A 26,790-nucleotide genomic window follows, 5' to 3' on the forward strand; every position below is an offset into this window, starting at 1 on the left:
CCGCCCGCGAGCGCGGGCGGGTGGCGCTTCAGCCGCCGGCCAGTACCTCGGTCAGCATCGCCACGCCGTTGTGTTGTTGCAGCGGGTCGTAGAAGCTGAAGTTGAGCCGCATCGCGTTCAGCCGCGGCTGGTTGTCCTGGAAGAACAGCGGCGCCGGCGCAAAGTGTATGCCTTGTTGCATCGCCTGCGGCAATTGGCGGCGGCAGTCCATGCCCTCGGGCAATTCCAGCCACAGGAAGTAGCCGCCTTGCGGCGTGATCAGCCGGGTGCCCGCCGGCAGATGGCAGGCCAGCTGTTGCCGCATCGCCAGCCAGTTGGCCTGCAGCCGGCTGCGCAGCAGGCTCAGCATATCCTCGTGATGGCCGCCGGCCAGCAGCCGCGACAGCGCCATCTGGCTGGGCAGCGGAGTGGACAGCGAGCTGCACAGCTTGAGGCCGAGGATGCTGTCGCGGTAGCGGCCGGCGGCGATCCAGCCGACGCGGTAGCCCGGCGCCAGCGATTTGCTGAACGACGAACAGTACAGCACGCTGCCGCGCTGGTCGTAGGCCTTCAAGGGCAGCGGTGCGCTTTCGCCGAAATACAGTTCGCGGTAGGTGTCGTCCTCGATGATGGGCAGGCGGTGCCGGTCCGCCAGCGCCAGCAGCGCTTCCTTGTCGGCGTCGCTCATGGTCAGGCCGGTGGGGTGCTGGAAATTGGCCATCGCCAGAATCCCGGCCGGCTGGTGCTGGACGATCAACTGCTCCAGCCGTTCCAGATCTAGCGCTTGGCCGGGCGGGGTGGCCAGCGTGTGGACGGCGATGCCCAGTTGTTCCAACTGGTCGAACAGCGCCGGGAAGGCCGGCGTCAGCACCAGCATCGCCGCGCTGCCGGACAGCTTGGTCACCGCCCGTATCGCCAGGCTGAGCGCCTCCATGCCGCCGCAGGTCACCAGCAGCTCGTCGCCGTCCAGCTCCACGCCTTGCGCCAGGTAGCGCAAGGTCAATTCGCGCCGCAGGCCCTCGTAGCCGGTGCTGCCGTTGCCGGACAGCGCGTAGCGGTAGTCCCGCAGCGCGCGGGTCAGCGCCCGGCTGAGCGGGGTGGTGTTGATCAGCGCCGGGTTCATGTAGGGGCAGCCCCAGGGCATGGGCAGCGCGCTGGTCAGGTGTTCGATGCGGATGCCGCTGCCGTCGCTGTGCAAGGGCAGGTTGCTGGGCAGGATGGCGCTGCGCGCCAGCACCCGGAAGCCGGAGCGCGGCAGCGATTCGATCAATCCCAGTTTTTCCAGCTCGGCATAGGCGCGCTGCGCGGTGGTGATGCTGATCTTGTGGTCCTGGCATACCTTGCGCAGCGAGGGCATGCGGTCGCCGGCGCGCAGGTGGCCCTGTTCTATCGCGTGGCGGAAACGTTGGCTCAATTGCCCGGTCTTGTTCATGTGTTCATTTCCCGTCCGCCTCATTCTCCGATGAAGCTGGACTTTTCCTTGATGGTGATGTCATCCCCCAGCGAGCGTATCACGAAGTAAATCGGGTGCGCGCCGCGGGTGGCGTGTTCCGGCTCGGCCTGCACCCGTACCGCCACGGTCTCGGTTTGCGCCGGTTTGACCGTAACGATCTGGGCCGGCTGGTCCAGCTTGATGCCGGGCAGGCCCTCCACGGCCAGGCTGTAGCGTTGGGCTTGCTCGGTGGTGTTGATCAGGCGCAGGTTGTAGCGGTTCTGCAGCAGGCCGTCGTCGGTCTGTTCCACCAGGCTGGAGCGGTCGCGCAGCACGTCTACCTTGAACGGCTTCTTCAAGACCAGCGCGGTGGTGGACAGGGTGATGATGCCGGCCAACAGGCAGGAGTAGACGACGATGCGCGGGCGGTGCAGCGATTGCGCCGGTGCCGGCTTGCCCTGCTGCGCCTGGGCGCTGGTGTAGCTGATCAGCCCGCGCGGCGCCTGGATCTTGTCCATTACCTGATCGCAGGCGTCGATACAGGCGGCGCAACCTATGCACTCGTATTGCAGGCCGTCGCGGATGTCGATGCCGGTCGGGCACACCTGCACGCAGATGCCGCAGTCTATGCAGCCCTTGACCGGGGCCTGGCTGCGCGCCTGCTGCTTGCCGCGGGGCTCGCCGCGTTTGGCGTCATAGGAGATGACCAGGGTGTGGTCGTCGAACATCGCGCCCTGGAAGCGGGCGTACGGGCACATGTGCAGGCATACCTTCTCGCGCAGCACGCCGGCCAGCAGCCAGGTGAAGCCGGCGTAGAACAGCGTCCAGAACAGGTCCCACGGTCCCATATTGAATGCTGCCAGCTCGCGCATCGGAGTGAAGTAGCCGACGAAAGTCAGCCCGGTCCACAGCGAGAACGCGCCCATCAATAGCTGGCACAGGCCTTTCTTGCCGTATTTGGCCAGGCTGCCCGGAGCGGCGTCCAGCTTGCGGCGGGCGTTGTGGTCGCCCAGCACCAGCCGCTCTATCCAGATCATGATCTGCGTGTACACGGTTTGCGGGCAGCTGTAGCCGCACCACAGCCGGCCAGCCAGCGTGGTCCACAAGAACAGGCCCAGCGCGCACACCACCAAGAGCGCGGCTAGATAGATGAAATCCTGTGGCCACAGGCTGATGCCGAAAATCAGGAAGTGATGCTCCGCCAGATTGAAATGCACCGCCTGGCGGCCGTTCCACTGCAGCCAGGGCAGGCCGAAGAATACCAGCTGCGTCAACACCACCATCGATACACGCAGATTGTTGAATCGCCCGCTGGTCAGACGGGGGTAGATCTTGATCGGTTTGGTTTCGAGCTTGGACATGGCCGCCATCGCACTATGAAGGATGGGCCATTTGTACTGCCGGATATCAGTACAAACAATGCACAGATAATTGTGAAAATATATATACAGATGAGGCTGTATACCAACAGAGGGCGCCTGGCCGGAGCGCTGTCCTGAAGGATTGTCTCCTCAAGCAACTGTTTTGCATGCGGATTTTCGCCGCGATTCGCCGCACGCCATGGCTTTCCCGCGGCAGCGGACGACGTGGGCATGATCCGGCATGATATATTTCCACCGCGCATCGCTTTTGACCGGAATGGAAGTTTTATGATCTATATCAATGACCAGCCGGCAGAGGGGCCGGAGCGGGAAATCGGGGATGACCAGGCGCCGTTGTTTTTCGCCGTGTCGCCGCGGAAATTCCTGATCCTGTCCCTGTGCACGCTGGGGTTGTACGAAATGTACTGGTTCTACCGCAACTGGCAGTTGGTCAAACTGCGGGAGGGGAGCGACATCTGGCCTTTCTGGCGCGCGGTGTTTGGCTATTTCTTCTGCTACGCGCTGCTAAGCCGGATCCGCGATGCCGCGCGCGATGCCGGCGCCGGAGATCTGCCGGCGGGACCGTTGTCGGCGGGCTGGATCATCATCAGCATGCTGTGGAAGCTGCCCGAGCCTTACTGGTTGGTCTGCTACGCCGCCATCGCCTGCCTGCTGCCGGCGCAGATAGCGGTTTGCCGCATCAACGAGGCGCTGGCGCCGGAGCACCGGCGCAACGACAGGCTCAGCGGCTGGAACATCGCCGCCATCGCGCTGGGCGGCGGCATGCTGCTGCTTGCCGTGTACGGCGCGCTGTTTATGAAGGTTTGACGGTCACGGCCATCTCGGACGGATGCCAGCGGCTGAGCGGTGGCGAATAAGCCTGGCCGCTAGCTTTCCCGCGGCGGCTGCGTCGAGTAGGCCTGCACCGCGGAGAAGTGGTTGACCACGTCGGCCAGCTGCAAAGTGCTGGCGCGTATCTCGTCTATCGACGTGCTGGCCTCGCTGGCGTGCTCTTCGCCCAACTGGGCCTTGACCAGCATTTCATGGATGCTGTCGGTGGCGTTGCCGGTGCCGTTCTTGATGTCGTCTATCATCTCCGTCACCTCCTTGGTGGAGGAACTGGTGCGTTCGGCCAGCTTGCGCACCTCGTCGGCCACCACCGCGAAGCCGCGGCCCTGCTCGCCGGCGCGCGCCGCCTCGATCGCCGCGTTCAGCGCCAGCAGATTGGTCTGGTCGGCGATTTCATGGATGGTGTTGACGATGGTGGTGATGCGATTGGTTTTCTGTTCCAGATCTTCTATCAGTCGCGCCGACTGTCCCGCGCTGTCGGCGATCACGCTCATCGCCCGGATGGTGTCCCGGATCACCTGCTGGCCGTCGTTGGAGGCGCTGTCCGACGCCGCGGACAGCCGATGAGCTTCCTGCACCAGGCGCAGATCCTGTTGCCGCGCGGTTTCCTGATCGGAGATGTCGGCGGCGAACTTGATGACCTTGAATACCACGCCCTCGTCATCGAAGACCGGATTGTAGCTGGCCTCCAGCCAGACCGGCCGGCCGGACTTGTGGAGGCGCTCGAACCGGCCGGCGACGAATACGCCTTGTTTCAGCTGCTTCCACAAGTGTTCATAGGCGGGGCTGCGCACGAAATCGGGGGGGCAGAAGATTCGGTGATGCTTGCCGATGATTTCCTCGGCGGTGTAGCCGGTGGCGTCGAGGAAGTTGGCGTTGGCGGTCAGTATGATGCCGTCCGGCGTGAATTCGATAGCGGCCATCGAGCGCTCGACCGCCTTCATGATATTTCTCGCCTCATGGGCGAGTTTGACTTCCTGGGTGACGTCCAGCGCGAACTTGATCACCTTGACCACCTGGTCTCTATTGTCGCGGATAGGGTTGTAGCTGGCTTCCAGCCACACGGTGCGGCCATCCTTGGCGATGCGCTTGAACTGATCCTTGATGAAGCCCCCAGTCCGCAATATCTGCCAGAAGGCCTGGTATTCCTGGCTGGCGGCGAACTGCGGCTGGCAGAATATCCTGTGGTGCTTGCCGATGATTTCGTCGGCGGTATAGCCCATGGTTTCTTCGAAATTGGCATTGGCGGAGAGGATGATGCCATCCGGGCTGAATTCTATGATGGCCATCGACCGGTCCAGCGCGTCCAGCACGCTTTTTTGGTTTTCCAGCTGGAGTAGGGCATGATTCAAATCGGATTTCAGTTTTTGATTGAACATCGATGGCATCCTCGCGGGATAGGGATGGTCGAGAAGAAAAAGTTTGTTTTCGCTTATTCGGTTTATAAAAAACGGAGCGGTTTAGTCAAGCGGCGAATCGGCGGGAATGTACTTAGGAGGTTGGCCTATTCCTTTGATTGCAACGGAGTGGGAGCGCGACGGGGCGGCGGTTTAACGGGAAGGAGAGCGCATGGATTGCCAAGTTCTGCAATGGCAGGAGATGGATGTGGTGGAGTGCCTATCGTCGTTGGACGGCCCCCGCCGGGCGACCGATCTGGTGGCGGCCTGCGCCGAGCGCGGCAGCTGTCGCCTGCTGTTGGACGCGCCGGCCTTGCCGGCCGCTTTTTTCGCTTTCGATACCTGTTTCGCCGGCGAGCTGCTGCAGATGCTGCGGAACTACCGGCTGCGCACCGAGGCGGCGTGGAGGGACGCGCAATGCGGAAAACGCTACGCCGAGCATCTGCGCGAGGCCAGGCGCGCCCGCCATTCGCGCCTGTTCGATGCGCGGGAGCAGGCGCTGGCCTGGCTGGAGCTGGAGTGACGGTGTTCAGCGCGTCAGTTGCGGGAACAGCCGGTAGACGCCGTCGACGATGATTTCGACCGACACCGCCGCCAGCAGCATGCCCATCACCCGGTTGACGATGTTGATGCCGGTCTGGCCCAGCAGCCGGGTCAGCGGCGTGGCCAGCACCAGCGCGCCGTAGCAGGTGACCGCCACCAGGAGGCCGCTGATCAGCAGATACGCTACCTGCACCCAGGAGTGTGCGGTGGTGGCGTAGATGATCACGGTGGAAATGGTGCCGGGGCCGGTCATCAGCGGGATGGCCATCGGCACTACTGCGATATTGCTCTTGTGGCCGGCTTCCTCGCGCTCCTGCTTGGTCGTTTTGGTCGGGCCGGGCTTGGCGTTCATCAGCGCGATGGCGATCAGCATCAGCAGAATGCCGCCACCCACCTGGAACGAACCGATGCTGATGCCGAGCAAGCGCAGCAGCGTCTCGCCCACCACCGCGAACAGACACAGCACCACCGCCACCGAGATGGCGGTGGTCTTGGCGATTTTCTGGCGCTCCTCCTGGCTGGCGTTTGGCGTCAGGCTGATGAAGATGGGAATGGCGCCCAGCGGGTTGACCAGCACCAGGAGGGCGATGAAGATTTTGGCGATTTCGATTTCCATGGATGCGGAGCTTACCTGTTAGCGTTGTCGGGCACATTCAGCCTGGGGACGCAAACCACCACGGCTGCGCCAGCGCCGCGCGGCCATGAAAAAACCGGCATCCCTGCCGGTTTCAGCATAGCGAAGCCGAGGCGATCATGCCTTGGCCAGCAGCAGCTCCAGCGTGCGCTGGTAAATGTCGGACAACGGTTCGATGTCGTCCACCGCCACACACTCGTTCAGCTTGTGGATGGTGGCGTTGATCGGGCCGAATTCCACCAGCTCGCGCGCGACGCGCTTGATGAAACGGCCGTCCGAAGTGCCGCCGCTGGTGGACAGCGCCGCTTGCGCGCCGGAGGTTTCGGCGATGGCCTGGCCCAGCGATCGCGTCAGCGCGCCCGGCGGGGTGATGAACGGCTGGCCGGACAACTGCCAGTGCAGCTCGTAGCTCAATCCATGCGTGTCCAGTATCCGGTACACCCTTTCCTTCAGCGCTTCCGCCGTGCTTTCCGGCGAGAAGCGGAAGTTGAACTGCAGCTCGCACTGGCCGGGAATGACGTTGGTGGCGCCGGTGCCGGCCTGGATGTTGGACACTTGCCAGCTGGTGGGCGGGAAGAAGTCGTTGCCGGCGTCCCAGTGGGTGGCGGCCAGTTCCGCCAGCGCCGGCGCCATCAGGTGGATGGGGTTCTTCGCCAGTTGCGGATAGGCGATGTGGCCCTGGATGCCGTGGACGATCAAGCGGCCGGACAGCGAGCCGCGGCGGCCGTTCTTGATGGTGTCGCCCAGTTGTTGTTCCGAGGTCGGCTCTCCGACGATGCAGTAGTCTATGCTTTCGCCGCGCGCCTCCAGCGCTTCCACCACCTTGACGGTGCCGTCCAGCGCCACGCCTTCCTCGTCCGAGGTGACCAGCAGCGCCAGCGAGCCGCGGTGGTCCGGATGCGCGGCGACGAAGCGCTCGCAGGCGGTGACGAAGGCCGCCAGCGACGCTTTCATGTCCGCGGCGCCGCGGCCGTACAGCAGGCCGCCCCGCACCGTGGGCTCGAACGGCGGGCTGTCCCATTTATCCAGCGGACCGGTGGGCACCACGTCGGTATGGCCGGCGAAGCAGAACAGCGGAGCCGCGTCGCCGCGGCGCGCCCAGAAATTGTCGACGTCGCCATGGCGCATCTTCTCCACCTTGAAGCCCAGCGCTTCCAGCCGCGCGATCATCAGCGTCTGGCAGCCTTCGTCGCGCGGGGTGACGGAGTCGCGGCGGATCAGTTCGCGGGCGAGATCCAGTGTCGCGCTCATAGGCCGAAGCGCTCCGTCCAGTCGGCTTCGCTGAAGCCGACGCCGACCTTGCCGTCCAGGTCCAGCACCGGGCGCTTGATCACCGACGGCTTGTCCTGCATCAGCGCGATGGCGCCGGCGGCGTCGTCGGCCGCGGCCTTGCTGTCGTCCGCCAGCGCGCGCCAAGTGGTGCCCTGGCGGTTGAGCAGCTTGGCCAGCGGCACCTGCTGGGTCCAGGCCTGCAGGCGTTCGGCGTCTATGCCTTGTTTCTTGAAGTCGTGGAAGTGGTAGTCAATGCCGTTGTCGGCCAGCCATTGGCGGGCTTTTTTCACGGTGCTGCAGTTGGGAATGCCGTACAGGGTAATCATCGGGTGGGTTACAGGTCCAGTTTGATGCTGTCGAAGTTGGCCGCGCTGTCGGGGCCAGGTTTGGGCTTGCCCTTGGCGCCGTCCTTGGCCTGGTTGATCAGCCAGTACAGATTGGTCGGCGAGTCGGCGTTTTTCAGCGCCTCGTCCAGGCTGATGCGTCCGCTCTTGTACAATTGGAACAGCGCCTGTTCGAAGGTCTGCGAGCCATCGCTCATGCTGTTTTCGATGGCTTCCTTGATTTTGTCTATCTCTCCGCCCCGAATCAACTCCGAAATGTGCGGCGTGTTGATCATCAGTTCGATCGCCGGCACCCGGCCGCCGTCCAGCGTCTGCACCAACCGTTGCGAAATCACGGCGCGCAGCGAGGCCGACAGGTCCGTCAGCAGCATGCCGCGGGCTTCGGGCGGGAAGAAATTGATTACCCGGTTCAGCATGTGGTAGCTGTTGTTGCCGTGCAGCGTGGACAGGCACAGGTGGCCGGACTGGGCGTAGGTGATGGCGTGGCCCATGGTCTCCGGATCGCGGATCTCGCCTATCATCAGCACGTCCGGCGCCTCGCGCATCGCGTTCTTCAGCGCGCGGGCGTAGGACAGGGTGTCGAAGCCGACTTCGCGCTGGTTGACGATGGACTTGTCGTGGCGGTAGAGGAATTCGATCGGGTCCTCGACGGTGAGGATGTGGCCTTTCATGGTTTGGTTGCGTGTCTGCAGCATGGCCGCCACGGTGGAGCTCTTGCCGGAGCCGGTGGAGCCCACCACCAGCACCAGGCCGCGCTTCTGCTTGACCAGTTCCGCCAGCATCGGCGGCAACTGCAGCTGCTCCAGCGAAGGGATGCTGGGCAGGATGTAGCGCACTACCATGCCCACCGAGCCGCGCTGCCAGAAGATGTTGATGCGGAAGCTGCCCAGGCCCGGGACCGGGTGGCCAAGATTCATCTCGCGCTCATGCTCGAAGGCCGCGATTTCCGCCTCGCTCATCAGGCTGTAGGCCAACTGCTTGACCATGTCCGGGGTGAGGGGCTTGTCGTTGACCGGCTGCAGCTCGCCGTCCAGCTTCAGCATCGGCGGCGAGAAGCTGGTCATGAACAGATCGCTGGCCTTGCGTTCGGCCATCAGTTTGAAGAAGGGCAGCATCAGCATCGGTGGCGCTCCTGTGCCGGTTGGCGTGGTACTGGCTACAGTGTAGCCGCCGCGGCAAGAAAAAAACCGCCGGCGGGATGCGCGGCGGTTGGGGTGGCATGGCGTACCGGCGTCAGGCCTGTTTGGCGGTTTCCTGGTCGCGCAGCGCGCGGCGCAGGATTTTGCCGACGTTGGTCTTGGGCAGCTCGCTGCGGAATTCCACCAGCTTGGGCACCTTGTAGCCGGTAAGGTTTTCGCGGCAGTGGCGGATGATGTCCTTGTCGGTGAGGGCTGGGTTCTTCTTCACCACGAATATCTTCACCACTTCGCCGGACTTGTCGTCCGGCACGCCGATGCAGGCCACTTCCAGCACGTCCGGGTGGCTGGCCACCACGTCCTCGATCTCGTTGGGATAGACGTTGAAGCCGGACACTAGGATCATGTCCTTCTTGCGGTCCACCAGCTTGACGAAGCCTTCCGGCGTCAGCATCGCCATGTCGCCGGTGGCGAGGAAGCCGTCGGCGCCCAGCACCTTGGCGGTTTCGTCCGGACGCTGCCAGTAGCCGCGCATCACCTGCGGACCGCGGATGCACAGTTCGCCTTGCTCGCCTTGCGGCACGGGCTTGCCTTCGGCGTCGCGGATCTCGATGTCGGTGGACGAGATCGGCAGGCCGATGGTGCCGTTGTATGCCTTCAGGTCCATCGGGTTGATGCAGGCGGCCGGGCTGGTTTCGGTCAGGCCGTAGGCTTCGGCCAGCGTCACGCCGGTGACCGCCTTCCACTTGTCCGCCACCGTCTTCTGCACCGCCATGCCGCCGCCCAGCGTCAGCCGCCAGGTGGAGAAGTCCAGCTTGGCGAATTCCGGGTGGTTCAGCAGCGCGTTGAACAGCGTGTTGACCCCGGTGATGCAGGTGACCGGGTATTTCCTCATTTCCTTGATGAAGCCGGAGATGTCGCGCGGATTGGTGATCAGCAGGTTCATCGCGCCCATTTCGGTGAACACCATCAGGTTGGCGGTCAGCGAGAAGATATGGTACAGCGGCAGCGCGGTGACGATCACTTCCTGACCCTCGCGGATCAGCGGTTTCACCCAGGCGCTGGCCTGCAGCATGTTGGCGACGATGTTCCTGTGCAACAGCTCGGCGCCCTTGGCCACGCCGGTGGTGCCGCCGGTGTATTGAAGGAAGGCGATGTCATCGTGGGTGAGCGCCATCGTCTTATATGGTTGCCGGCTGCCGCTGGCCAGGGCGTCGTTGAAGGAGATGTGGCCGGGGAGGTGCCATGGCGGCACCATCTTCTTCACCTTGCGCACCACGAAGTTCACCAACTGGCGCTTGGGGAAGCCCAGCATGTCGCCGATGGAGGCGATCACCACGTTCTTGACCTGAGTGCGCGGCAGCACCTGCTCCAGCACGCCGGCGAAGTTCTCCAGGATGACGATGGTTTCGGCGCCGGCGTCCTTCAACTGGTGCTCCAGCTCGCGCGGGGTGTACAGCGGATTGACGTTGACCACCACGCCGCCGGCGCGCAGCGTGCCGAACACCGTGATCGGGTACTGCAGCAGATTGGGCATCATCACCGCCACGCGGTCGCCCTTCTTGAGGCCCAGCCGGTGCTGCAGGAAGGACGCGAACTGGCCGCTGAGGGCGTCCAGTTCGGCATAGCTGAGCACCTTGCCCATGCAGGCCATCGCCGGCCGGTCGCTGAATTTCTTGACGCTGCGGTCGAACACCTCGGTTACCGACTGGAACTGATTGATGTCGATTTCGTGGGCAACCCCAGCCTGGTAGTTTTTAAGCCACACCTTATCCATAAATCCGGGTTTCTCCGTCGTGCGGGTTTTAGCGAGCATCGCCCCGGCGCGGCCGGCGGCGAATCGGTTTAGCGTGTCGCTGTTTTTAGTCGTTGTCTTGGCGGCCGAGGCCGCTGCGCTCAAACTTGAGTTTGATTCGCGGTAATGTACCGTAACTGAAATCGTCTCGCAAAAATTGTCTGGCATAGCCGTAGCGCGGCCTGGCGGCAGGGCGGGGCACAAGGTTTTCTTTTCTTTGGAAATAGGTTACAATCGCAGCGGTTAGGGATGGGCGTTTCGCCCATTTTTTATTTGTGGAAAAAGCAATGGATGTTCGTTTGCTGCTGGAAAACACCCTGCAGGGTTTCGGCTACGAGTTGGTCGATTTTGAAATAACCCCGGGTGGCGGTTTTCGCGTATTTATCGACAAGCCCGGTGGCATCACCGTGGAAGACTGCGTGCTGGTGAGCAATCACCTCACTCGACTCTTCATGGTCGAGAACGTGGACTACGAGCGGCTGGAAGTGTCTTCGCCGGGTCTGGATCGTCCTCTGAAGAAGGAAGCCGATTTTGTCCGTTTCGCTGGTCAGCTCGCCAAGGTCAAGACGCGCATGCCGATCGAGCAGCAGAAGAAATTTACCGGTCGTCTTGCCGGGGTCGAGGATGGCTCCGTGAAGCTTGAGGTGGATGGCCGCATCGTGGTGATACCGTTTGCCAATATCGACAAGGCCAGGATTGAGCCTGAGTTTTGAGGTCGGGACGGCACTAGGCCACGTAAAAGGACAAAATTCGGAGAGGAATGCATGAGTCGCGAGATTTTGTTGCTGGTGGATGCCCTGGCGAGCGAAAAGAATGTCAGCAAGGATGTGGTGTTTTCCGCCCTTGAGATGGCGCTTGCTTCGGCAACCAAAAAGAAGTTTACCGATGACGAGATGGATGTGCGCGTCGAGATCGACCGCCACACCGGTCAGCACCAGACCTTCCGCTGTTGGACGGTGGTCGAGGATGACCTGCTGGAGTTCGAAAGCAAGGAAATCGGTCTGACCGACGCCCGCCAGCGTGATCCGCGGGTCGACGTCGGCGCCGTCATCGAAGAAGCGATGGAGGCGGTGGAGTTCGGCCGCATCGGCGCGCAAACTGCCAAGCAGGTGATCCTGCAGCGCATTCGCGACGCCGAGCGCGAGCAGCTCCTCAACGACTTCCTGCAGCGTCGCGAGCACCTGGTGATCGGCACCATCAAGCGCATCGAGCGCGGCAATGCCATCGTCGAGTGCGGTAAGCTGGAAGCGGTGCTGCCGCGCGACCAGATGATTCCGAAGGAAAACCTGCGCGTGGGCGACCGCGTCAAGGCCTACCTGTTGCGCATCGATCGTCAGGGTCGCGGCCCGCAGCTGATCCTGTCGCGCACCGCGCCGGAATTTCTGGCCAAGCTGTTCGAGCTGGAAGTGCCGGAGATCGACGAGGGCATGCTGGAAATCCGCGCTGCTGTGCGCGACCCGGGCATGCGCGCCAAGATCGCCGTCAAGGCCAACGACGCCCGCATCGATCCGCAAGGCACCTGCATCGGCATGCGCGGTTCCCGCGTACAGGCCGTGACCCAGGAGTTGGCGGGCGAACGCGTCGACATCGTGCTGTGGGCGCCGGAACCGGCGCAGTTCGTGATCAACGCGTTGTCGCCGGCTGAAGTGAGCCGGATCATGGTGGACGAAGACAATCACAGTATGGACGTGATCGTCGAGGAAGAGCAGCTGGCGCTGGCGATCGGCCGTAGCGGCCAGAACGTCAAGCTGGCTGCGGAGTTGACCGGCTGGTACCTGAACATCATGACCGTGACCGAGGCGGAAGAGAAGCACCAGGCAGAAGACGCCGCCTTGCGTCAGTTGTTCGCCGGCGCGCTGGGCATCGACGAGGATGTCGCCGCCAAGCTGGTCAGCGAAGGTTTTGCCGCGCTGGAAGAAGTGGCCTATGTGCCGCTGGAAGAAATGCTGGAAATCGAAGGCTTCAACGAGGAGCTGGTGGGCGAGCTGCGTAGCCGCGCCCGTGATGCGCTCCTGACGCAGGCCATCGCGTCCGAAGAGCAGGTTGAAAATGTATCCGACGACCTGAAGGACGTTGAAGGCCTGGATGCCGAGCTGGTTCGCAAGCTGGCCGCAGGCGGTGTGGCCACCCGCGACGATCTGGCCGACCTGGCCGTTGACGATCTGGTGGACATGACCGGCATGGAAGCGGAAGCTGCACGCGCAATCATCATGAAGGCGCGCGAACACTGGTTTAACCAGTAAGGCTTTCTCGGGAAGTATTTACGGAATTTGGGAAGACGCATGGTTTTGACGAATGTAAAACAATTTGCCGGTGAGATGAATCTCTCGCCGGAACGCCTGCTGGAGCAGCTGAAGGCAGCCGGAGTGAGCAAGCGCTCGCCGGAAGACACGCTGTCGGCGCAAGACAAGTCCCAGCTCCTGGACTACCTGAAGCGTTCGCATGGCGCGCGCGAGGACTCCAATATCACTCTGACCCGCAAGTCCACTTCCGAAGTGAAGAAGGCCGACGGCGGCACCGTGACGGTGGAAACCCGCAAGAAGCGCGTGGTTGCCCGTCCGGAAGACGCGCCTAAGGCCGCCGCCCCGGTAGAGGCCAAGGCCGAACCGAAAGCCGAGCCCAAGGTGGAAGCCAAGTCGGAACCGAAGCCCGAGCCGAAGCCGGAACCTAAGGTTGAGGCCAAGCCGGAACCGAAGCCGGAGCCCAAGGTTGAGTCCAAGCCCGAGCCGAAGCCGGCTCCGGCAGTCCGCACCGTGGCCTCCATTCTGTCGCCGGAAGAAATCGCTTCGCGCGAAGCCGAGGAAAAGCGCCAGGTGGCATTCCGCGCCCGCCAGCAAGAGCTGATGCGCGAAAAGATCGAACGCGAAGAGCGCCGTCAGGCCGCCAAGCTGGCCGCATCGCAGCCGGCGCCGGTGGTCGAGGCGCCGCGCGCTCCGGAACCGCCGCGTGAGCAGCCGCGCGAACAGCGCGACGAGCGCGGTCCGCGTCCGGCAGGCGACAATCGCGGCCCGCGCCCGGCAGGCGACAATCGCGGCCCGCGCCCGGCGGGTGACAACCGCGGCCCGCGTCCGGCAGGCGCAGGCGACAATCGCGGCCCGCGCCCGGCAGGCGCAGGCGACAATCGCGGTCCGCGTCCGGCAGGCGATAATCGCGGTCCGCGTCCGGCAGGCGCCGGCGACAATCGCGGCCCGCGCCCGGCAGGCGACAACCGTGGTCCGCGTCCGGCTGCGCCTGGCGTGCCCGGCGCTCCGGTGGTTCCGGCTACCGTTGCCGGCCGTCCGGACGCCAAGAAGGGCGGCGGCAAGAAGGGCGGCGACCGTTGGGACGACAACAAGAAGGGCGGCCGCGGTCTGAAGACCAAGGGCGGCGATGCCGGCAGCGACTGGAAGTCGCGCGGCGGCAAGGGCAAGCATAAGCAAGGCAACAACCAGCATGCTTTCCAGACCCCGACCGAACCCATCGTGCATGAAGTTCTGGTGCCGGAAACCATCACCGTGGCGGAACTGGCTCACCGCATGGCCGTCAAGGCCGTGGAAGTGATCAAGACGCTGATGAAGATGGGCATGATGGTTACCATCAACCAGGTGCTGGACCAGGAAACCGCGATGATCGTCGTGGAGGAAATGGGCCACAAGCCGAAGGCCGCGCAGGCGGACGATCCGGAAGCCTACCTGGAAGTGACCGGAGGCGAGACCATCGAAGTGGTGGAAAAATCGCGTTCCCCGGTGGTGACCGTGATGGGCCACGTCGACCACGGCAAGACCTCGTTGCTGGACTACATCCGCCGCGCCAAGGTTGCGGCGGGCGAAGCCGGCGGCATTACCCAGCACATCGGCGCCTACCACGTGGAAACCCCGCGCGGCATGATCACCTTCCTGGATACCCCGGGTCACGAAGCGTTTACCGCGATGCGCGCCCGCGGCGCCAAGGCCACCGACATCGTCGTGCTGGTGGTGGCTGCCGACGACGGCGTGATGCCGCAAACGATCGAGGCGATCCACCACGCCAAGGCCGCCAAGGTGCCTATCGTGGTTGCGGTCAACAAGATCGACAAGATCGGCGCCAACGTCGAACGCATCCGCCAGGAACTGGTATCGCACGAAGTGGTGCCGGAAGACTGGGGCGGCGACACCCAGTTCGTCGAAGTGTCCGCCAAGATGGGCACCAATATCGACGGGCTGCTGGAAGCCATCCTGTTGCAGGCTGAAGTGCTGGAGCTGAAGGCTCCGGTGGATACCATGGCCAAGGGCATCATCGTCGAGGCCCGACTCGACAAGGGCCGCGGTCCGGTGGCGACGCTGCTGGTTCAGTCCGGCACCCTGAAGAAGGGCGACGTGGTACTGGCCGGCACCGCCTTCGGCCGCGTCCGCGCCATGATGGACGAAAACGGCAAGCCGATCGACTCGGCGGGTCCGGCGATCCCGGTGGAAATCCTGGGCCTGTCCGACGTGCCGCAAGCCGGCGAAGACACCATGGTTCTGGCCGACGAGAAGAAGGCGCGTGAAATCGCCCTGTTCCGCGCCGGCAAGTTCCGTGACGTGCGTCTGGCCAAGCAGCAGGCTTCCAAGCTGGAGAACATGTTCGCCCAGATGACCGAAGGCGAAGTGCAGACCTTGTCGCTGATCATCAAGGCCGACGTGCAAGGTTCGTACGAAGCGCTGGCCGGCAGCCTGCAGAAGCTGTCCACCGACGAAGTGCGCGTCAGCATCCTGCACTCCGGCGTGGGTGGCATCTCGGAATCGGACATCAACCTGGCGATCGCGTCCAAGGCCATCGTGATCGGCTTCAATACCCGCTCCGACGCCGCCGCGCGCAAGCTGGCCGAGAACGAAGGCGTCGACATCCGCTACTACAGCATCATCTACGATGCGGTGGACGAGGTGAAGGCCGCGCTGTCCGGCATGCTGGCTCCGGAGAAGAAGGAACAGATCCTGGGTACCGTCGAGATCCGTCAGGTGATTTCGGTGTCCAAGGTTGGCAACATCGCAGGTTGCATGGTGACCGACGGCATGATCAAGCGCACGGCTTCGGTCCGTCTGATCCGCAATCACGTGGTGGTGCACACCGGCGAACTGGAATCGCTGAAGCGCTTCAAGGACGACGTGAAGGAAGTGAAGCAGGGCTACGAATGCGGCCTGATGCTGAAGAACTTCAACGACATCCAGGAAGGCGACCAGCTGGAAGCGTTCGAAATCGTGGAAGTCGCGCGTTCCCTGTAACAGGAACGTCAGGGGCGGGTGCCGGTCGGCCGAAAGGTCGGCTGGCGCTCGCCTTTTTTCATATTGCTGCTGCGGAAACCCGCAAAGCGCATGCCGCCGCGCGTGCGCTTTGCCGGGATTCGTGGCTGAAGCGGCCTTGCCGGCCGTGATAGAACAGAATTGGAAGTGACATGGCAAAAGCCAAAAAAGGTTTCTCCCGTGCCGACCGCGTGTCCGAGCAGATCCAGCGCGAGCTGGCCGAACTGACCCGCACCGGCTTGAAGGACCCGCGCGCGGGCTGGATCACCATCACCCAGGTGGAAGTGACCCGCGATTACTCGCACGCCAAGGTGTATTACACCGTGATGGTGGAATCCACCCGCGAAGCCACCCAAGAGGCGCTGGAAAGCTCCGCCGGCTATCTGCGCAACGAGCTGGGCCGCAGTATCAAGATGTTCAGCATGCCGCAGCTGCATTTCGTCTACGACGAATCGGTGGAGCGCGGCATGCATCTGACCAGCCTGATCAACCAGGTGGCGCGCGAAGACGCGGAGAAATTCGGTGCCGCGGCGCCTGATGAAGAGGCCGGCGAAGGCGGCAAGGAATGAGCAAGCCGCGCAGCACCAAGCGCCTGATCGACGGGGTGCTGCTGATAGACAAACCCTACGACATTTCCAGCAACAATGCGTTGCAGAAGGCGCGTTGGCTGCTGAACGCCGCCAAGGCCGGCCATACCGGCGTGCTGGATCCGCTGGCCACCGGCCTGCTGCCGGTATGCCTGGGCGAGGCCACCAAGTTTTCGTCTTATCTGCTGGATGCCGACAAGGGCTACCGCGCCACGGTGAAGTTCGGCGTGGTGACCACCACCGGCGATGTCGAGGGCGAGGTGGTGTCGGAGCGGCCGGCCGTGTTCGACCGCGATGCGCTGTTGGTGGCGATGGAAGGCTTCCGCGGCGAGATCAGCCAGGTGCCGCCGATGTATTCGGCGTTGAAGCATCAGGGCAAGCCGTTGTATGAGTACGCCCGCGCCGGGATAGAGATAGAACGCGAAGCGCGCCGGGTAACGATACACCAGCTGGAGTTGATCAGCCTGGACGGCGACACCGCGGTGATCGACGTGGTGTGCAGCAAGGGCACTTATATCCGCACGCTGGCCTGTGACATCGGCGAGACGCTCGGTTGCGGCGCTCATTTGATCGGCCTGCGCCGCACCGCCACCGGTGGTTTCAGCCTGGGCGAGGCGCATACGCTGGCCGGCCTGGAAGGGTTGGAGATGGCGGCGCGCGAGGCTTTGCTGATGCCTGCGGACGTGCTGGTCAGGCATCTGCCGCAGACCGAGTTGGCCGACGGCGAGATCGGCAAGTTCATGAATGGGCAACCCGTGCTTTTTGCCGAAAAGTGTGAGAAAATGCAGCGCTTCCGGGTTTATCATGCATCCACCCGGAGCTTCATGGGGCTGGGCGAGGCGCGCGACGATGGTCGCCTGCATCCGATCCGGCTCCTGGCCACCCAGGCGGCAACGTCCTGAGCGGCACACTACCGGAGTGTGGAATGGGTTGGTTTTCCTGCTCGCCGCACTTGTCGGGTTTTCAAACCCCCTAATGAAACTGGAGTAATCCAAATGGCAATGACCGCCGAACAAAAAGCAGAAATCGTTAAAAGCTTCCAACGTGCCGAAGGCGACACTGGTTCGTCCGAAGTGCAAGTTGCCCTGCTGACCGCACGCATCAACGACCTGACCCCCACTTCAAGGCCAACACCAAGGACCACCACAGCCGTCGTGGTCTGCTGAAGATGGTTAGCCGTCGTCGCCGTCTGCTGGACTACCTGAAGAGCACCGACGCTGACGCTTACCGCGCGCTGATCGCTCGTCTGGGCCTGCGCAAGTAATCGGCAACGGTTCTGAAAAAGTCGCAGCTTGCTGCGACTTTTTCATACCGGCAGTAACGCGAGTTATATTGTCGTAACAACGGGGGGAGCCTCTAAAAATTCCGATCTAACCGGCAGGTCAGAATTTTTAGGGGTTCCCGTTGTTTTTTCCGGCTCGCGTGTTTTGATAATCGAACTCAAGATAGGGAAACCCTCGTGTTCAACAAAATTACTAAATCGTTCCAGTATGGCCGTCACACCGTCACTCTGGAAACCGGCGAAATCGCCCGCCAGGCATCCGGTTCCGTCATCGTATCCGTAGAAGACACCGTTGTGCTGGTGACCGTGGTTGGCGGCAAGAACGTCAAGCCGGGTCAGGACTTCTTCCCGCTGACCGTCGACTACCTGGAGCGCACCTACGCCGCCGGCAAGATCCCGGGCGGCTTCTTCAAGCGCGAAGGCAAGCAGTCGGAAAAAGAAGTGCTGACCAGCCGCCTGATCGACCGTCCGATCCGCCCGCTGTTCCCGGAAGGCTTCTACCATGACGTGCAGATCGTAGCCACCGTGATGTCGCTGAATCCGGAAGTGGATTCCGACATTCCGGCGATGATCGGCGCTTCCGCCGCGCTGGCCATCTCCGGCTTGCCGTTCGCCGGCCCGATCGGCGCTGCCCGCGTCGGTTACGTTAACGGCGAATACGTGCTGAACCCGACCAAGTCCGAACTGGCCACCTCGGCGATGGACCTGGTGGTTGCCGGCACCCAGCGCGCCGTGCTGATGGTGGAATCCGAAGCCAAGGAACTGTCCGAAGCCGTGATGCTGGGCGCCGTGGTGTTCGGCCACGACCAGATGCAGGCCGCGATCCGGGCCATCAACGAACTGGCCGACGAAGTGAATCCGGTGATGTTCGACTGGGCTGCTCCGGTCGCCAACGAAGAGCTGATCGCCCAGGTGCGCGGCATCGCCGGCGAGAAGCTCGCCGCCGCCTTCCGCCTGCGCCAGAAGCAAGCCCGCACCGTTGTCATCAACGAAGCCTGGGCTGACGTCAAGGCTGCGCTGATCAACGAAACCACCGACACTCTGCTGGCCAACGAGATCAAGGGCATCTTCAAGGGTCTGGAAGCTGAAATCGTCCGCGGCCAGATCCTGGCAGGCGAAGCGCGCATCGATGGCCGCGACACCCGCACCGTGCGCCCGATCAGCATCAGCAACAACGTGCTGCCGCGCACCCACGGTTCCGCGTTGTTTACCCGCGGCGAAACCCAGGCCATGGTGGTGACCACGCTGGGCACCAAGCAGGACGAGCAGATCATCGACGCGCTGGCCGGCGAATACACCGAACGCTTCATGCTGCACTACAACTTCCCGCCGTACTCCACCGGCGAAGCCGGCCGCATGGGCCCGCCGAAGCGCCGCGAAATCGGCCACGGCCGCCTGGCCAAGCGCGCGCTGGTAGCGGTGCTGCCGCCGGAAGACGAGTTTGGCTACTCGATGCGCGTGGTTTCGGAAATCACCGAATCCAACGGCTCCTCCTCGATGGCTTCGGTCTGCGGCGGCTGCCTGTCGCTGCTGTCCGCCGGCGTGCCGCTGAAGGCGCACGTCGCCGGCATCGCCATGGGCCTGATCCTGGAAGGCAACCGCTTCGCGGTGCTGACCGACATCCTGGGCGACGAAGACCACCTGGGCGACATGGACTTCAAGGTAGCCGGTTCCGCCTCGGGCATCACCGCGCTGCAGATGGACATCAAGATCCAGGGCATCACCAAGGACATCATGCAGGTTGCGCTGGACCAGGCCAAGGAAGGCCGTCTGCACATTCTGGGCCTGATGAAGGAAGCCGTTGACGGCCCGCAAGAGCTGTCAGCCCACGCTCCGCGCCTGTACGTGATGAAGATCAATCCGGAAAAGATCCGCGAAGTGATCGGCAAGGGCGGCGAAACCATCCGCTCCATCACCAAGGATACCGGCTGCGAGATCAATATCGAGGAAGACGGCACCATCACCATCGCTTCGATCAGCAACGAGGGCGCGGAAGCGGCCAAGAAGCGCATCGAAGAGATCACCGTTGAAGTGGAAGTGGGCAAGGTGTACGAAGGCACCGTGGTCAAGATCCTCGACAACAACGTCGGCGCCATCGTTTCCATCCTGCCGGGCAAGGATGGCCTGGTCCACATTTCGCAGATCGCCAACGAGCGCATCAAGAACGTGGCCGACTACCTGAAGGAAGGCCAAGTGGTCAAGGTCAAGGCCATCGAAATGGACGACCGCGGCCGCATCCGCCTGTCGATCAAGGCCCTGCTGGAAGAGGAAGCCAAAACCGCCCAGGCGACCGCCGACTCCTTCGGTCTGAAGACCCAGTAAACTTTTTCGCCCCTTCGCAGTCGGACGAAAGACGACAACCCCCGCCTTGGCGGGGGTTTTTGCATTTAACATGCTTATATTTCGATTAGCCCGGTAGGGCGGGCAGGCTATCAGGCTATCAGGCCTTGCCCGCGCACCTGCTAGCTCATTGGCAAAAGAACGCATGCTAAGCCAAGGCTGCTTAAGGGGCATTGCCGGTAAGCATTGCGCATGAACATGCGGGATAGGCCATCTGATCTGGCCTGTTCAAATCGCCGCAATGGCCGGCTCGGCCAGGGGAGCGGTTGCAAAAAAAAAACCTGGCTTCTATAGATAGGAAGACAAGTTTGCAAAGCTTGCGCCCCTAGATCACCGTTCAGCCATGGAGAAACCGGTAGATGAGAATCCTGCCCCTGTTGATCGCCATCGCCAGCGCCGCTCTGGCGCTGACTGCCTGCGCCAGTCCGGAAGAATTACGCGCGATGGATCAAAACGCCTGTGCCGGTTACGGCTTCCAGCCCGGCACGGATAGTTTCGCCAAATGCATGATGAAGCAGTCTGACAAACGCGAGCAAGACATGCGCGCGCGCATGGAAGAAGCGCAGAAACAGATGCATCAACCAGCAGCCCAGCCTGCCGCACCTGCCGCCACCACCGTTATCGTCATTCCCACTACCACGGATAGTAAGGCCAAACTGCCAGATTGCCGGATGCAGGATCCCGGTGTGACGCTGAACAGCGATGGGCGGTGGACGGGGCCGAACTGTACGCCTGCGTATTAGCTCCTAGCGCGGGCAGGCTCTCAGGCTTGCCCGTTTGATAGGATTCAATGTTCCAGCAATGGCCTCAGCTGCCTGCGTGCTTCGCACAGGATGCGCGCCGTGGTGTCCCAATCCACGCATGGGTCGGTCACCGAGCAGCCATAGCGTAGCTCGGACAGATCGGCCGGTATCGGCTGATTGCCAGGCTCGATGAAGCTCTCCAGCATGATGCCGCGTATGCCGCGGTTGCCGTGGACGATCTGTCCGACCACGTCGGCCAGCACCAGCGGCTGCTTGTCGTGCTTTTTCCACGAATTGCCATGGGCGCAGTCCACCATGATGGCGGGCGGGATGTCGTGCTTCTTCAGCGCTTGTTCGGCCAGCTCGATGCTGACCGAGTCGTAGTTGGGCCGGCCGCCGCCGCCGCGCAGCACCAGGTGGCAATGCGGATTGCCGCGGCTATTGACCACCGTGATCCGGCCGTCCCGGCCCATGCCGAGAAAGGCGTGCGGGCTGCTGGCGGAGACGATGGCGTTGAGCGCGGCGCCCAGCGAGCCGTCGGTGCTGTTTTTGAAGCCCACCACGCTGTCCAGGCTGGAGGCCAGTTCGCGGTGGATCTGCGATTCGGTGGTGCGCGCGCCGATGGCGGTCCAGCTGTAGAGATCGGCCAGATACAGCGGCGACAGCGGGTCCAGCGCCTCGCCGGCCAGCGGCAGGCCCAGCTCGCTCGCCGCCAGCAGGAAGCGGCGGGCGATGTGCATGCCCTCGTCCACGCAGCAGCTGTCGTCCATATAGGGATCGTTGACCAGGCCTTTCCAGCCCACGCTGGTGCGCGGCTTTTCGAAGTAGGCGCGCATCACGATCAGCAGGGTGTCGTCCACTTCGGCCGCTAGTTCGGCCAGGCGGGCGGCGTAGTCCAGGCCGGCGCGTGGGTCGTGGATGGAGCAGGGGCCGACGACAACCAGCCAGCGCGGGTCTTGGCCGGCGATTACCTGTTTCACCGCCGCGCGTCCGGAGTGGACGGCGGCGCTGGCGCGCTCGGTCTGCGGCAGGCGGCGCAGCAGTTCGGCCGGCGTGGCCATGGCGCCATAGTCGGCCTGGCAGGCGAGTGGAACGGGATGGGCAGGTTCGGGCGTGCGTTGGCTGTCTTCCAGCCTGGCAAGCGTAGTCATGATGTTCTCCACGGGAGGATCCGCGCAGCGGGTTCGGCCCGCGCGTGCGGCCGGACCGGCATGGGCCGGTCCCGGAATGGGTGACAGGGCGGTTGCGCGCCTGGCGGCCGCCAGGGCCGCCGCTCCTGCGACGGCCGCATGCTCAGGCTGCCAGCGTGGCGCCGCCGTCCACCACCACGTCCTGCATGGTGACGTGTCCGGCCAGGTCGGAAGCCAGGAACAGCACCACGCCGGCAATATCGGCGACGGTGGCCAGCTTGCCCAGCGGAATGCCCAGGCGGTAGGCCTCCGGCTTGCCGGCGATGGTGCGCGCCGCGCCGTTCTCGTCTTGCCACATGCCGCGTAGCATCGGTGTGTCGGTGGAGCCCGGCGACACCACATTGCAGCGCACGCCATAGGGCGCCAGCTCCAGCGCGGCGTTGTGGCTGAGGCTGGCCATCGCCGCTTTGGAGGCGCCGTAGGCCGCCATCTCCATGCGCGGCACATGGGCGGCGTTGGAGGCCACGTTGACGATGGCGCCGCGCCGCTGCGCCTTGAAGTGCGGCAGCAGTTCGCGCAGCAGGTAGAACGGCCCGCTGACATTCACCGCCAGGCATTGCTGCCAGTCGTCCGGCGACAGCGCGTCCAGCGCGCCCAGCCGCAGCACGCCGGCGGCGTTCACCAGCACGTCCGGCAGCGACTGCTCACCGGCCAGCCGAGCGCACAACGCCGCCACCGCCGCGGCGTCGCGGATATCCAGCGGCAGCGAGCGCAACGCGCCCTGTTCGGCCTCGGCCGGGAATTGCCAGTCGAGGGCGATCACCCGCGCGCCGGCCTCGACAAAGCGGCGCGCCACTTCGTGGCCTATGCCCTGGGCCGCGCCGGTCACCCATACGCATTGGCCGTTGAAATCCAGACTTCGCATGGCTTACGCCTCCTCGGCTTCCGGGCGCTGAGCGGCGATCACCGCCCACCAGCCGTCCAGCGAGGGCGCGCGCGCCAGGTCTTCGAAATGGATGGTCAGTCCCAGCGCCTGCCATTGCGATACCAGCGCCATCACCCGTATCGAGTCCAGGCCGTAGTCCAGCAGGTTGTCGTCGCCGGCCAGGCTGTCATCGCCATCCTCCAGCACCGCCAGCACCTGGGCTTTCAGCCATGCGCGGTCCAGCGCCGGGGCGGCGGCAGGTGCCAGGTCGGCGGCGGAGATCACCGCGCCGCAGCGGGTGGCCACGTAACGCAGCGCCATCCAGTGCTCTTCCTCGCTGAAGTCCGCTACCGCGTCGCCCACCATGAAGGCCTGGATGTCGCGCATGAAGGCGTCGCAGGCGGTCATCATGCAGCCGATGTGCGCGTACACGCCGCAGATCACCAGCTGGTCGCGGCCCCAATCCTTCATCCGTTGCTGCAAGTCGCTGCGCTGGAAGGCGCTGTAGCGCCACTTCACCAGCACGATGTCGTCCGGGCGCGGCGCCAGCGCCGGGGTCACCTGCTGCAAGGCCGGATCGGCGCGGGTCAGGCCCGGCCCCCACATGTCGTTGAGCAGCGCGCGGTCTCGCGGGTCTTGCTCGGTCGGCTGCGCGGTGTACACCACCGGCACGCCGTGGCTGTCGGCCCAGCGCCGCAGGGCGTCAACCTTGGCGACCAGCGCGGCTACCAGCGGGCTGTCCTCGCCGTAGAAGGCGAGGAAGTAGCGCTGCATGTCGTGGATCAGCAATGCCGCGCGCGCCGGTTCGACTGTCCAGGCGGTCTTGTTGGCGGGGAAGTCCGCTGCCTGCGGCAGCGGGTAGGCGTTGAGAGTAGGGATGCTCATATGGAATTCAGGCTCCTGCCGCGGCCAGTTGCCGGCGCAGCGTTTGTTTGTCTATCTTGCCGACATGGGTCAGCGGCAAGCTGGTCACCAGTTCGAATTTGTCCGGCAGCTTGTAGTCGGCCACGCCCTGCTCGCGCAGGAAGCGGCGCAGGGTCATCGGCTTGAGCTCATCGGCGCGCGGCACGATGAAAGCGCAGCTTTTCTCCCCCAGTAGCGCATCGGGCATCGCCACCAGCGCGGCTTGCGCCACCTGCGGGTGTTGCAGCAACAGGTGTTCCACTTCTTCGGCGGCGATCTTCTCGCCGCCGCGGTTGATCTGGTCCTTCACCCGGCCCGCCACGCGCAGATAGCCGCGCTCGTCGGCCACCACCACGTCGCCCGAGTAGTAGAAGCCTTCGTTGTCGAATACCCGCTGGTTGTGTTCCGGGGCCTGGTAGTAGCCGCGGAAGGTGTAGGGGCCGCGGGTCGCCAGCATGCCGGGCGCGCCCGGCGGCACCGGGTGGCCGGCCTCGTCCAGCACCTTCACCTCGTCGGCGTCGCTCATCGGCCGGCCCTGGCAGCCGAATACGATGTCGTCGCCGTCGTCGAGGCGGGTGTAGTTGACCAGCCCCTCGGCCATGCCGAACACCTGTTGCAGGCGGCAGCCCAGCACCGCCGGCACCTGGCGCGCGGTGGCTTCGGCGAAGCTGGCGCCGCCCACCTGCAGCAGTTTCAGGCTGGCGAGCTGCGGTTCCCTGCCGGGCGCGGCCTGCAGCCACAGCGCCACCGCCGGCGGAACCAGGGCGGCGATGTCCACCTGGTGTTTTTCGATCAGTGCGAAGCAGGACAGTGGCTCCGGACTGGACGCCAGCACCACCGCGCCGCCGGCATGGAACACGCCCAGCGCGCCGGGAGAGCTGATCGGGAAGTTGTGCGGCGCCGGCAGCGCGCACAGGAAGCGGGTGTGCGGGCCGAGTTCGCAGATGTCTGCGCTGCGGCGCACGCTGTAGTAGTAGTCGTTGTGGGTGCGCGGAATCAGCTTGGGCGTGCCGGTGCTGCCGCCGGACAATTGGAAGAGGGCGACTTCGTCGGCGCGACTGGGGCCGGCCTCGGCCGGCAGGCCGCCGCCGTCCTGCTCCAGGACGGCCTCCAGCGTGTCGTTGGCGAACAGGCGCACGTTCAGCGCCGGCGAGATCGCGGCCAGTTCGTCCGCCATCACGTCGTTGCCGAACAGCGGGTGGCGGCGGTCGGCGATCAACAGCTTGGGCTGGATCTGGCGGGCATAGGCCGACAGCTCCAGCTTCTGGTGGCTGAACAGCGCATTGACCGGCGCCGCGCCTATCTTGAACAGGGCGAATAGCGCGATGTAGAACTCGGCGACATTGGGCAACTGCACCAGCGCGGTGTCGTGGCGGGCGACGCCGCGCGCCAGCAGCCAGGCGGCCAGGTTGTCGGACCGGCGGTCGAGTTCGGCATAGCTGATGCTGCGCTCGCCGCAGAAGACTGCCGGGGCGTCGGCTTGCAGCCGGCATTGGCGCGCCAGCATCTCGGTCATCGGCAGGTCGGTCCAGTAGCCGGCGGCGCGGTAGCGCGCCGCCAGTTCCGGTGGCCAGGGCGTGAAGGGAATGCTCATGCCACCGCCTCCGCGCCGGCCAGGCCGAAGGCTCTCAGCATGGTGGCCAGCTTGGCTTCGGTTTCCGCCCACTCGGCATCCGGTGTGGAGGCCGCGACGATGCCCGCGCCGGCGAACAGGCGCGCCCGCTGCCGGTCGACTGTGGCGCAGCGTATCGTCACCGCCCATTCGCCATCTCCCTGCTCGTTGCACCAGCCCACCATGCCGCTGAACACGCCGCGCTCGAATGGCTCGATCTGGCGTATCAGTTGGCGCGAAGCCTGGGTGGGAAAGCCGCATATCGCAGGGGTGGGGTGCAGCCGGCAGGCCAGTTGCAGGACGGGCATGGCCGGATCGGCCAGCAGGCCGTCTATCGGGCTGCCCAGGTGCCACATGGCGCGGGTGCCCAGCAGCGACGGCGCGGCCGGGATCGACAGCTCGGCGCAATGCGGCGCCAGCACGCTGCGGATCTCGTCTATCACCAGGCTGTGCTCGTAATGGTCCTTGGCCGAATCCAGCAGCTGGGCGCTGGCGGCGGCGTCGGCTTCGGCATCGCTCTGCCGTTTGGCCGAGCCTGCCAGCGGGAAGGTGCGGACATTGGCGCCGCTCTTTCGCAACAGCAGTTCCGGGCTGACGCCTACCAGTTGGCCGCAGCCCTCCACCGGCAGCTGGAACTGGTAGCCGTTGGGGTTCTGCGCGCACACCGAATCGAATATGGCTTGCGCCGATACCGGCTGGGCGAAGTCAACTTCCAGCACCCGCGACAGCACCGCCTTGCGGATTTCGCCCAGCTGGAAATGGGCGATGGCCTTGCCGACCGCGGCCTTGAAGTCCCGCTCGTCCGGGATGCTGCGCGCGCTCACCACCTGGGCGCTGGCGCCGGTCCGCTGCGCAGCCGCGCCCAGGCGCTCGCTGCGGTCGAAAAAGGCGAGCCGGCGCGGAATGAACAATTCGGAAGGCTTGTCCATGTCGAACGGAATCGCGCCCATCAGCACCGGATTATGGATTCCGTCGGCGCGCGCGCGCGCGAAAGCCTCGGCCACTTCGCGCGAGAATGCGCCGCTCGCGCTGATCCCATCCCTGGCCGGTGTGCGGACGCGGACGTGGACGCCGCTGGCCTTCAGGCTGAGGTGGGACGACATGAAATAAAATTCATCTTCCCCGGTACTGCCGGGCGTCGTCGACCGAGTATGCATGGCTTGCTCCATGAATGATAATGATAATAATTATCATTTAAATTATATTCTGGACACCGTTATGTCAACGGTAAAATGACCGCGCATATGCTTTTGTTGTATTGGGAAAGTGTTTTGTTGCGGTATGAATAC

General features: G+C 64.0%; 22 protein-coding genes and 1 pseudogene. 10 read left to right on the forward strand and 13 right to left on the reverse strand.

The window, feature by feature from the left end; genetic code table 11:
• Positions 1 to 28: 28 nt before the first annotated feature.
• A complete protein-coding gene (locus BI344_RS21580; protein ID WP_071114851.1) occupies positions 29 to 1,411 on the reverse strand; it encodes an aminotransferase-like domain-containing protein in 1,383 nt (460 codons plus the stop codon).
• A 20-nt stretch (positions 1,412 to 1,431) separates the two neighbouring features.
• Complete coding sequence (ccoG, locus tag BI344_RS21585) at positions 1,432 to 2,772, reverse strand: cytochrome c oxidase accessory protein CcoG (protein ID WP_071114881.1); 1,341 nt, start codon at positions 2,770 to 2,772, stop codon at positions 1,432 to 1,434.
• A gap of 288 nt (positions 2,773 to 3,060) precedes the next feature.
• Here ccoG and BI344_RS21590 point away from each other — a divergent pair, with 288 nt between their 5' ends.
• A complete protein-coding gene (locus BI344_RS21590) occupies positions 3,061 to 3,600 on the forward strand; it encodes a hypothetical protein (protein ID WP_071114852.1) in 540 nt (179 codons plus the stop codon).
• A 59-nt stretch (positions 3,601 to 3,659) separates the two neighbouring features.
• On the opposite strand, the gene BI344_RS25930 is transcribed toward BI344_RS21590, so the two are convergent.
• A complete protein-coding gene (locus tag BI344_RS25930; protein ID WP_277620473.1) occupies positions 3,660 to 4,973 on the reverse strand; it encodes a methyl-accepting chemotaxis protein in 1,314 nt (437 codons plus the stop codon).
• Positions 4,974 to 5,190: 217 nt separating this feature from the next.
• On the opposite strand from BI344_RS25930, the gene BI344_RS21600 reads away from it, so the two are divergent.
• A complete protein-coding gene (locus BI344_RS21600) occupies positions 5,191 to 5,541 on the forward strand; it encodes a DUF4180 domain-containing protein (protein WP_071114854.1) in 351 nt (116 codons plus the stop codon).
• Positions 5,542 to 5,547: 6 nt separating this feature from the next.
• Here BI344_RS21600 and BI344_RS21605 read toward each other — a convergent pair whose 3' ends face one another.
• The 5 genes from BI344_RS21605 to BI344_RS21625 all read right to left on the reverse strand — a co-directional run bounded on the left by BI344_RS21605 (position 5,548) and on the right by BI344_RS21625 (position 10,724).
• Positions 5,548 to 6,177, reverse strand: a complete 630-nt coding sequence (locus BI344_RS21605; protein ID WP_071114855.1) for a MarC family protein — start codon at positions 6,175 to 6,177, stop codon at positions 5,548 to 5,550.
• 135 nt (positions 6,178 to 6,312) lie between these two features.
• On the reverse strand, positions 6,313 to 7,446 hold the full coding sequence (dapE, locus tag BI344_RS21610; RefSeq protein WP_071114856.1) for a succinyl-diaminopimelate desuccinylase: 1,134 nt from the start codon (positions 7,444 to 7,446) through the stop codon (positions 6,313 to 6,315).
• Positions 7,443 to 7,793, reverse strand: a complete 351-nt coding sequence (locus BI344_RS21615) for an ArsC family reductase (protein ID WP_071114857.1) — start codon at positions 7,791 to 7,793, stop codon at positions 7,443 to 7,445. Before BI344_RS21615 ends, dapE begins: the two co-directional genes overlap by 4 nt.
• Positions 7,794 to 7,801: 8 nt before the next feature.
• Positions 7,802 to 8,932, reverse strand: a complete 1,131-nt coding sequence (locus tag BI344_RS21620) for a PilT/PilU family type 4a pilus ATPase (protein WP_071114858.1) — start codon at positions 8,930 to 8,932, stop codon at positions 7,802 to 7,804.
• A gap of 112 nt (positions 8,933 to 9,044) precedes the next feature.
• Entirely contained in the window at positions 9,045 to 10,724 is a 1,680-nt protein-coding gene (locus tag BI344_RS21625) for a long-chain-fatty-acid--CoA ligase (protein WP_071114859.1), read from the reverse strand.
• 305 nt (positions 10,725 to 11,029) lie between these two features.
• On the opposite strand from BI344_RS21625, the gene rimP reads away from it, so the two are divergent.
• From rimP to BI344_RS21665, 8 genes and pseudogenes are all read left to right on the forward strand, one after another.
• Positions 11,030 to 11,455 (forward strand): ribosome maturation factor RimP, encoded by a 426-nt coding sequence (gene rimP, locus BI344_RS21630; RefSeq protein WP_071114860.1) that lies wholly within the window; start codon positions 11,030 to 11,032, stop codon positions 11,453 to 11,455.
• A gap of 51 nt (positions 11,456 to 11,506) precedes the next feature.
• Entirely contained in the window at positions 11,507 to 12,985 is a 1,479-nt protein-coding gene (gene nusA / locus BI344_RS21635; protein ID WP_071114861.1) for a transcription termination factor NusA, read from the forward strand.
• Positions 12,986 to 13,024: 39 nt separating this feature from the next.
• Positions 13,025 to 15,961 (forward strand): translation initiation factor IF-2, encoded by a 2,937-nt coding sequence (infB, locus tag BI344_RS21640; RefSeq protein ID WP_071114862.1) that lies wholly within the window; start codon positions 13,025 to 13,027, stop codon positions 15,959 to 15,961.
• Between the two features lie 170 nt (positions 15,962 to 16,131).
• Positions 16,132 to 16,548, forward strand: a complete 417-nt coding sequence (rbfA, locus tag BI344_RS21645; protein ID WP_071114863.1) for a 30S ribosome-binding factor RbfA — start codon at positions 16,132 to 16,134, stop codon at positions 16,546 to 16,548.
• Positions 16,545 to 17,468: a tRNA pseudouridine(55) synthase TruB gene (truB, locus tag BI344_RS21650; protein WP_071114864.1), complete on the forward strand. Its 924-nt coding sequence runs from the start codon at positions 16,545 to 16,547 to the stop codon at positions 17,466 to 17,468. The genes rbfA and truB overlap by 4 nt, the downstream gene beginning before the upstream one ends.
• 93 nt (positions 17,469 to 17,561) lie before the next feature.
• A pseudogene (gene rpsO, locus BI344_RS21655) lies at positions 17,562 to 17,830 on the forward strand (30S ribosomal protein S15).
• Positions 17,831 to 18,025: 195 nt separating this feature from the next.
• A complete protein-coding gene (gene pnp, locus BI344_RS21660) occupies positions 18,026 to 20,170 on the forward strand; it encodes a polyribonucleotide nucleotidyltransferase (protein WP_071114866.1) in 2,145 nt (714 codons plus the stop codon).
• A 377-nt stretch (positions 20,171 to 20,547) separates the two neighbouring features.
• Positions 20,548 to 20,931, forward strand: a complete 384-nt coding sequence (locus BI344_RS21665; protein WP_071114867.1) for a hypothetical protein — start codon at positions 20,548 to 20,550, stop codon at positions 20,929 to 20,931.
• A gap of 44 nt (positions 20,932 to 20,975) precedes the next feature.
• On the opposite strand, the gene BI344_RS21670 is transcribed toward BI344_RS21665, so the two are convergent.
• The 5 genes from BI344_RS21670 to BI344_RS21690 form a co-directional block, all read right to left on the reverse strand.
• Complete coding sequence (locus BI344_RS21670; protein ID WP_083370331.1) at positions 20,976 to 22,082, reverse strand: 3-deoxy-7-phosphoheptulonate synthase; 1,107 nt, start codon at positions 22,080 to 22,082, stop codon at positions 20,976 to 20,978.
• Positions 22,083 to 22,224: 142 nt separating this feature from the next.
• A complete protein-coding gene (gene dhbA / locus BI344_RS21675; protein WP_071114868.1) occupies positions 22,225 to 22,986 on the reverse strand; it encodes a 2,3-dihydro-2,3-dihydroxybenzoate dehydrogenase in 762 nt (253 codons plus the stop codon).
• A gap of 3 nt (positions 22,987 to 22,989) precedes the next feature.
• Positions 22,990 to 23,871, reverse strand: a complete 882-nt coding sequence (locus tag BI344_RS21680) for an isochorismatase (protein WP_071114869.1) — start codon at positions 23,869 to 23,871, stop codon at positions 22,990 to 22,992.
• A 7-nt stretch (positions 23,872 to 23,878) separates the two neighbouring features.
• Positions 23,879 to 25,483, reverse strand: a complete 1,605-nt coding sequence (locus BI344_RS21685; RefSeq protein WP_071114870.1) for a (2,3-dihydroxybenzoyl)adenylate synthase — start codon at positions 25,481 to 25,483, stop codon at positions 23,879 to 23,881.
• Complete coding sequence (locus BI344_RS21690; protein ID WP_241499434.1) at positions 25,480 to 26,604, reverse strand: isochorismate synthase; 1,125 nt, start codon at positions 26,602 to 26,604, stop codon at positions 25,480 to 25,482. Before BI344_RS21690 ends, BI344_RS21685 begins: the two co-directional genes overlap by 4 nt.
• Between the last annotated feature and the right edge of the window lie 186 nt (positions 26,605 to 26,790).

It is taken from the genome of Chromobacterium sphagni (genome assembly GCF_001855555.1).
In the GTDB taxonomy this organism is placed as follows: domain Bacteria; phylum Pseudomonadota; class Gammaproteobacteria; order Burkholderiales; family Chromobacteriaceae; genus Chromobacterium; species Chromobacterium sphagni.

Excerpts from the sequence above, each read along its gene's own strand:
- BI344_RS21580 (WP_071114851.1), bottom strand. The coding sequence starts at position 1,411 with ATGAACAAGACCGGGCAATTGAGCCAACGTTTCCGCCACGCGATAGAA.
- ccoG (WP_071114881.1), bottom strand. The coding sequence starts at position 2,772 with ATGTCCAAGCTCGAAACCAAACCGATCAAGATCTACCCCCGTCTGACC.
- BI344_RS21590 (WP_071114852.1), top strand. The coding sequence starts at position 3,061 with ATGATCTATATCAATGACCAGCCGGCAGAGGGGCCGGAGCGGGAAATC.
- BI344_RS21600 (WP_071114854.1), top strand. The coding sequence starts at position 5,191 with ATGGATTGCCAAGTTCTGCAATGGCAGGAGATGGATGTGGTGGAGTGC.
- BI344_RS21605 (WP_071114855.1), bottom strand. The coding sequence starts at position 6,177 with ATGGAAATCGAAATCGCCAAAATCTTCATCGCCCTCCTGGTGCTGGTC.
- dapE (WP_071114856.1), bottom strand. The coding sequence starts at position 7,446 with ATGAGCGCGACACTGGATCTCGCCCGCGAACTGATCCGCCGCGACTCC.
- BI344_RS21615 (WP_071114857.1), bottom strand. The coding sequence starts at position 7,793 with ATGATTACCCTGTACGGCATTCCCAACTGCAGCACCGTGAAAAAAGCC.
- BI344_RS21620 (WP_071114858.1), bottom strand. The coding sequence starts at position 8,932 with ATGCTGATGCTGCCCTTCTTCAAACTGATGGCCGAACGCAAGGCCAGC.
- BI344_RS21625 (WP_071114859.1), bottom strand. The coding sequence starts at position 10,724 with ATGGATAAGGTGTGGCTTAAAAACTACCAGGCTGGGGTTGCCCACGAA.
- rimP (WP_071114860.1), top strand. The coding sequence starts at position 11,030 with ATGGATGTTCGTTTGCTGCTGGAAAACACCCTGCAGGGTTTCGGCTAC.
- nusA (WP_071114861.1), top strand. The coding sequence starts at position 11,507 with ATGAGTCGCGAGATTTTGTTGCTGGTGGATGCCCTGGCGAGCGAAAAG.
- infB (WP_071114862.1), top strand. The coding sequence starts at position 13,025 with ATGGTTTTGACGAATGTAAAACAATTTGCCGGTGAGATGAATCTCTCG.
- rbfA (WP_071114863.1), top strand. The coding sequence starts at position 16,132 with ATGGCAAAAGCCAAAAAAGGTTTCTCCCGTGCCGACCGCGTGTCCGAG.
- truB (WP_071114864.1), top strand. The coding sequence starts at position 16,545 with ATGAGCAAGCCGCGCAGCACCAAGCGCCTGATCGACGGGGTGCTGCTG.
- BI344_RS21665 (WP_071114867.1), top strand. The coding sequence starts at position 20,548 with ATGAGAATCCTGCCCCTGTTGATCGCCATCGCCAGCGCCGCTCTGGCG.
- BI344_RS21670 (WP_083370331.1), bottom strand. The coding sequence starts at position 22,082 with ATGACTACGCTTGCCAGGCTGGAAGACAGCCAACGCACGCCCGAACCT.
- dhbA (WP_071114868.1), bottom strand. The coding sequence starts at position 22,986 with ATGCGAAGTCTGGATTTCAACGGCCAATGCGTATGGGTGACCGGCGCG.
- BI344_RS21680 (WP_071114869.1), bottom strand. The coding sequence starts at position 23,871 with ATGAGCATCCCTACTCTCAACGCCTACCCGCTGCCGCAGGCAGCGGAC.
- BI344_RS21685 (WP_071114870.1), bottom strand. The coding sequence starts at position 25,483 with ATGAGCATTCCCTTCACGCCCTGGCCACCGGAACTGGCGGCGCGCTAC.
- BI344_RS21690 (WP_241499434.1), bottom strand. The coding sequence starts at position 26,604 with ATGTCGTCCCACCTCAGCCTGAAGGCCAGCGGCGTCCACGTCCGCGTC.